The 5,049-nt window shown below is 39.3% G+C and carries 8 protein-coding genes; 4 read left to right on the forward strand and 4 right to left on the reverse strand.

Going from position 1 to position 5,049, the window contains the following annotated elements; genetic code table 11:
• Positions 1-74 precede the first annotated feature (74 nt).
• Complete coding sequence (locus E1160_RS00740; RefSeq protein ID WP_218048628.1) at positions 75-812, forward strand: substrate-binding periplasmic protein; 738 nt, start codon at positions 75-77, stop codon at positions 810-812.
• A gap of 1 nt (position 813) precedes the next feature.
• Here E1160_RS00740 and map read toward each other — a convergent pair whose 3' ends face one another.
• Positions 814-1,593 carry a type I methionyl aminopeptidase gene (map, locus tag E1160_RS00745; protein WP_155153083.1) on the reverse strand — a complete coding sequence of 260 codons (780 nt, stop codon included), beginning with the start codon at positions 1,591-1,593 and terminating at the stop codon, positions 814-816.
• On the reverse strand, positions 1,586-1,801 hold the full coding sequence (locus E1160_RS00750) for a ParD-like family protein (RefSeq protein WP_155153084.1): 216 nt from the start codon (positions 1,799-1,801) through the stop codon (positions 1,586-1,588). The genes map and E1160_RS00750 overlap by 8 nt, the downstream gene beginning before the upstream one ends.
• Positions 1,802-2,108: 307 nt before the next feature.
• Between E1160_RS00750 and E1160_RS17500 the strand changes: the two genes are divergently transcribed.
• Positions 2,109-2,240 carry a 2OG-Fe(II) oxygenase gene (locus tag E1160_RS17500; RefSeq protein WP_155153085.1) on the forward strand — a complete coding sequence of 44 codons (132 nt, stop codon included), beginning with the start codon at positions 2,109-2,111 and terminating at the stop codon, positions 2,238-2,240.
• Positions 2,241-2,271: 31 nt separating this feature from the next.
• A complete protein-coding gene (locus tag E1160_RS00760; protein WP_155153086.1) occupies positions 2,272-2,883 on the forward strand; it encodes an alpha-ketoglutarate-dependent dioxygenase AlkB family protein in 612 nt (203 codons plus the stop codon).
• A gap of 6 nt (positions 2,884-2,889) precedes the next feature.
• On the opposite strand, the gene E1160_RS00765 is transcribed toward E1160_RS00760, so the two are convergent.
• On the reverse strand, positions 2,890-3,432 hold the full coding sequence (locus tag E1160_RS00765) for a winged helix-turn-helix transcriptional regulator (protein WP_155153087.1): 543 nt from the start codon (positions 3,430-3,432) through the stop codon (positions 2,890-2,892).
• A 40-nt stretch (positions 3,433-3,472) separates the two neighbouring features.
• On the opposite strand from E1160_RS00765, the gene E1160_RS00770 reads away from it, so the two are divergent.
• A complete protein-coding gene (locus E1160_RS00770; RefSeq protein ID WP_155153088.1) occupies positions 3,473-3,841 on the forward strand; it encodes a VOC family protein in 369 nt (122 codons plus the stop codon).
• A gap of 53 nt (positions 3,842-3,894) precedes the next feature.
• Here E1160_RS00770 and E1160_RS00775 read toward each other — a convergent pair whose 3' ends face one another.
• Complete coding sequence (locus tag E1160_RS00775; RefSeq protein WP_155153089.1) at positions 3,895-4,722, reverse strand: substrate-binding periplasmic protein; 828 nt, start codon at positions 4,720-4,722, stop codon at positions 3,895-3,897.
• Between the last annotated feature and the right edge of the window lie 327 nt (positions 4,723-5,049).

Raw genomic sequence — 5,049 nt, forward strand, 5'->3', positions numbered from 1 at the left:
GCAAATAATTGGGGCATAAGAACTTCATGAGAATAATATTTATATTCACTTTCTTTACGATATGTCTGTCGACAGTGTCGTATGCAAGTGATTTGAAAATCAGGATTGGTTTTAATTCTAATTCCAGTTTTCCTTATATTACCGGGTCCGGTGATAAGCTTGCATCTCCACCAGGGGTTTCAGTTGAGATCGTGGGTCATGTGATGAGGGAAATGGGATATGACGTTGAATTTATTCGCGTGCCCGGATTACGTGTTCTAAAAATGCTTCAAGAAAATGCACTAGATGCCGCTTTTTTGTTTTCCCATTCAAAGGAGCGAGAAGAATTTGGTGTTTATCCAGCTGGCATTAAGGATGGAGATTTTGAGGCTAGATTAGCAACACTTTCCTATTCAATCTTTAAATCTGAAAACTCATCTTTGTCTTGGGATGGCAAGAGTTTTTCAAACCTTGAACGCCCTATTGGTGCGAATACGGGATATTCGATTGTTAAGATATTACGTTCTGCGGGTGTTGAGGTTGAGGAGGCCATGTCAACTCAGCGCAACATCAAGAAATTATTGAATCGCAGAATTGATGGCCTTGCAGATCAAGATGTGGTGGTGGAAGCGCATATAAAACTATTGAAAGTATCGGGCATCGTTAAGTTGGAACCGCCAATTGTGACAAAGAATTACTATCTCATTTTCAGTCATAAATTTGCCGAAGAGCATAAAGGTGATGTCGAAGATATTTGGCAGATGATTGGTGAAAACAGAGACGCAATGACAGAAGAATTATTGCCAAAATATTCTTTGATGTTAGATCAATAAATCAAGGCGACCCGCTCATGAAATGGGTTTCATCCGATCGTAAAGTTAAAATTTCGACCCCAGTTTCTGTAACCGCAACGGTATGTTCGAACTGAGCAGAAAGCTTTTTGTCTGTTGTTCGAACTGTCCATCCATCATCTTCCGTAATTACGGTACGTCGTCCTTGGTTGATCATGGGTTCCACCGTGAACACCATACCTTTTTGTAACTTTAACCCTGTACCGCGATGTCCAAAATTCAGGATGTCCGGTTTTTCATGCATCTCGCGACCGATGCCATGGCCACAATATTCACGAACAGCTGAATAACCGTGCTGTTTTGCATGCCGACTAATTGCAAATCCAATATCCCCAAGATGTGCATTTGGTTTCACTTGTTTGATCCCTTGCCACATGGCTTCTTGGGCGATTTTGACTAATCGCCTTGCCGCGGGTTTTACATCACCAATCATATAAGTTTTGCTGGAATCAGCGATATAGCCGTTTTTTTCTAAAGTAATGTCCAGATTGATAATATCGCCATTTTGAATGATTTCTGTGGTACTGGGCAAACCATGGCAAACCACATTATTGATAGAACAATTCAAGACATATTTATATCCATATTGTCCTTTACTGGCGGGACGTGCATCAAGGTCATAAGTAATAAACCGTTCAACAACATCGTTTATCTCCATTGTTGAGAGGCCCTCTAGAGATAGTGTATCTAGCATCTCAAAGACGGATGCCAATAATCGCCCAGATATGCGCATTAAGGCGATTTCATCTTCGGTTTTAACCATCTTCAATAACTTTCAAATTAGGCCCTTTTTGCTTGGAAGCTTCCAATTCCATCTTGACAATTTCGTTAAACGATAGGGTTGGATTTGTTTCTGCAAGCATACCAATCTTCATCCAAAATTCAGCTTGCGTATTAATCGTTCTGCACATCACGCTGCTCACGCGTCTGACTTCTTCATGAAGTTCATCGTCAATTTTTACAATGCCCATATCCTAACCCTCTCTGTATATGATTAATATATATATCGTATACATATCATGTGTTAGCTTTGTCAAGAATGTGAAGAGACAAGTTGGTCGCATATTTAATTCTTCAATACCAAGAAACGGGTCGCTTGCTTGTTAAGAACATCCTAGAATCATAAATTAAATTGGCATTATAGGAGATTGAAATAAGTATTTTTGAAGAAAAAGTGGCTAATATAACTGGTGTCGGTTCGGCGATTGGTAAGGGGATTTTTTCTGATGGAACAAATTCCAAGGGCATAATAGAAAGTCTCTGTTTTAAAACCAAATCTTGGCGACTAACTTTAAACCCATTAAAGAGATACGTAGATATTTTCGCGTAAAAATGCGACATGGGGGAAGTCAGGTGCATAAGGGGCATCGTTATGCTATGGGCATAATATTTCATGATGCACTTAAATAGAGATAGTTCTAGATAAAGAAATAGAGCAAAGATGGATTTATTTGAGCAAATGGAAGGGCAACCACGCAACCTGTTACCATGTGATGGTGTGGTCCATTATTATGGGACAATTATGTCGCAGGCTTTAGCGGATGCCTATTTTCAGAACTTGATGAATCATATTGCGTGGGAACATGATCAAGCAGTGATTTTTGGGAAGACGGTCACCACAAAACGTAAAGCGGCGTGGTATGCCGATCACCCTTATTCTTATACCTATTCCAAAGTAACGAAACATGCCTTGCCATGGACTTTGACGTTGTTAGAATTACGGGAGCTCATTCAAGAAAAGAGTGGCGAAGAATATAATTCCTGCCTGTTGAATTTATATCATGATGGCAATGAAGGCATGGCTTGGCATAGTGATGCAGAAAAGGATTTAAAACGTGATGGTGCGATTGCGTCGGTGAGTTTTGGTGCGGAACGAAAATTTTCGTTGAAGCATAAAACCAGTGATGAAAATGTTTCGCAAATTTTACAGCATGGCAGTTTATTGGTGATGAAGGGAACAACACAAACAAACTGGTTGCATTCCATTCCTAAGACTAAAACTGTTCATAACCCAAGAGTGAATTTAACTTTCCGTTACATCGTGGATCAATAGCTACATTCACATTGATATTTCAAGATTGATTGCCTGATTGATCGCCTTGCCAGTATTGACCGCCTGATAAATAGGACGAGGGGATCTTTCAGTTACATCAATTTCCCGTTTGATCCACTGATGGTCTTCCAGAAGGTATAGAGATTGTGAGAGAGCACGATCTGTAATCCCGACTAATCCTGTTTTGATTGAGGAAAATCGTTTTGGCGTTTCTGTGACGGCCAGCACGGGAACGGCCCAGCTGCGGCGAATGACATCAAAGTCTTCATCATTTGGAATAATATCTATGACCCGGTGTGCCATAGATGCTGCAATTTCACCAGCGGGCGTGAGTTTGAATTCTGGTCGTAAGGGATGTCCGTGACCGGGATTACGTTCCAATAAACCTAGTTCCGCAAGATGATTTAAGCTTGCAGTAAAAGAAGATCGACTGGCCCCGCAGGCTGCCAATAAAGGTGCCTGACGCCCAGGAGTACCTGTATGTAAAAGCGCCAGTATCTTTAAAGACCATGCTTTAGAAGTGATGTTGACAAGAAAAGAAATGTTCATATAGTATATATACTATATTTTTAGTACATAGGAAAGCATTATGTCAGTAGCACGCTTAAATAATACAATTACATTGGCTCTTTCAGTTCGTGATCGACATGCAAGTGCAAAGTGGTATGAAGAAAATCTTGGTTTTCAGGTTTTGTATCATATGGATGATGCAGGTTGGAGTGAGATGACAACTAATACAGAAGGTGTGACGCTGGGCTTGGGGGAACAAGCTGAACCTAATCCGGGAAATACCGTACCTGTATTTGGGGTAGACGATATTGGAGTCGCCCGCAACGCGTTAGAAGGCGTTGGTGTCAAGTTTGATGGTGAAACCATCACAATTGAAGGTATGGTAAGTACGGCTACATTTTATGATCCGGATGGAAACGCATTGATGCTGGCACAGGACTTATCTTAGTTCTAAACTGCCAGAAGATTAATGAATAAATGTTAATAACCTAACATCAATATTTATTCTTTAACTTCACAGGGCATGTTGATCCATTGATTGATATACATGTCCTGAGTTTCTTTGATGAAACCTTCTTGATGAAGGTCGTTCATAATTTTACGCATAGTCTGGACTAAATTAGGAGAGGTTTTTAGGCTGGCGACCACCCAAAGTGGCTTGGAAAGTTTTTTGAGTGGAAAATATTTAACCAACTGATCTCCATCATATCCAATGGCACAGGCGTTTGTTTTGGCTACAAAGGAAGTCAAAGGAATAGCATCAAATCGTTTGCCAAATAACATCGGAATCCCATTGTTGTAATGATTATATTCGATAAAGTTTTTTTCTATCACCAATCCGGTTTCCTGATATAGATCTGCTATGCTACTGCCAATAGGTGCAGATAGCATAACATTTTTTGTTTTAGCTTCTTCCAAACTTGTAATTGTAGGTAATGGAGTATCCTTCAATTTATATAAATTAATTTCATATGGCGAAATTTCACTTATCCATTGGTATTCTTTTTCTCTACTTTCAGTGCGGGAAATAGAAAAGAATACAGTATTTTCTTCAAGTTTTGCCGCACGCATTGCCCGTTTCCAAGGAAGAAGATCAATTGTAAATCCTTGAATAAGCTCTCTTGCAGTCATGCGATTTAATAATTCATGGATGATCGTGATCGTGTATCCATCTAACTTACCGTTTTTTTGCATTTGTAATGGTGCAAATTTAGAAGAAACAGCATGTATTTCAGCTGCGATTACCGATGAAAACCCAATAAAAGATGACAGTAAAAGAACAAGAATTGGATTACAGAGGCGTGGTTTTAAAACGCGAAGTCGCAACACTATATATTTTCCCCATCTAATGACACATATTAGGACTGTAACTTATGACATCAATCGATTGCTTTGGTAGGATGATACTAACAGCATTGCAATCCAAAAATCTAATCTTTTCAGACATAAAAAATCAAAGACCAAGGTTTTACTCTACCTTCTAACTTTCTCGTTTCTCCGAACTTTCTATAAAGCCAAATTAGTTTTGGTTTAGGTGGGATGACTTATATATATCGGATAATGGGGTTGGTTTTTAGGCAATATATCAAACAATATGAGAATTTTTATCGCGTTTTTAATCCGGAGTTTTCAACTAGGAGATAAGTTATGTGTATT

This window comes from Curvivirga aplysinae, assembly GCF_009711445.1.
GTDB classification, from domain to species: domain Bacteria; phylum Pseudomonadota; class Alphaproteobacteria; order UBA8366; family Aestuariispiraceae; genus Curvivirga; species Curvivirga aplysinae.

Excerpts from the sequence above, each read along its gene's own strand:
- E1160_RS00750 (WP_155153084.1), bottom strand. The coding sequence starts at position 1,801 with ATGGGCATTGTAAAAATTGACGATGAACTTCATGAAGAAGTCAGACGC.
- E1160_RS00760 (WP_155153086.1), top strand. The coding sequence starts at position 2,272 with ATGGATTTATTTGAGCAAATGGAAGGGCAACCACGCAACCTGTTACCA.
- E1160_RS00765 (WP_155153087.1), bottom strand. The coding sequence starts at position 3,432 with ATGAACATTTCTTTTCTTGTCAACATCACTTCTAAAGCATGGTCTTTA.
- E1160_RS00770 (WP_155153088.1), top strand. The coding sequence starts at position 3,473 with ATGTCAGTAGCACGCTTAAATAATACAATTACATTGGCTCTTTCAGTT.
- map (WP_155153083.1), bottom strand. The coding sequence starts at position 1,593 with ATGGTTAAAACCGAAGATGAAATCGCCTTAATGCGCATATCTGGGCGA.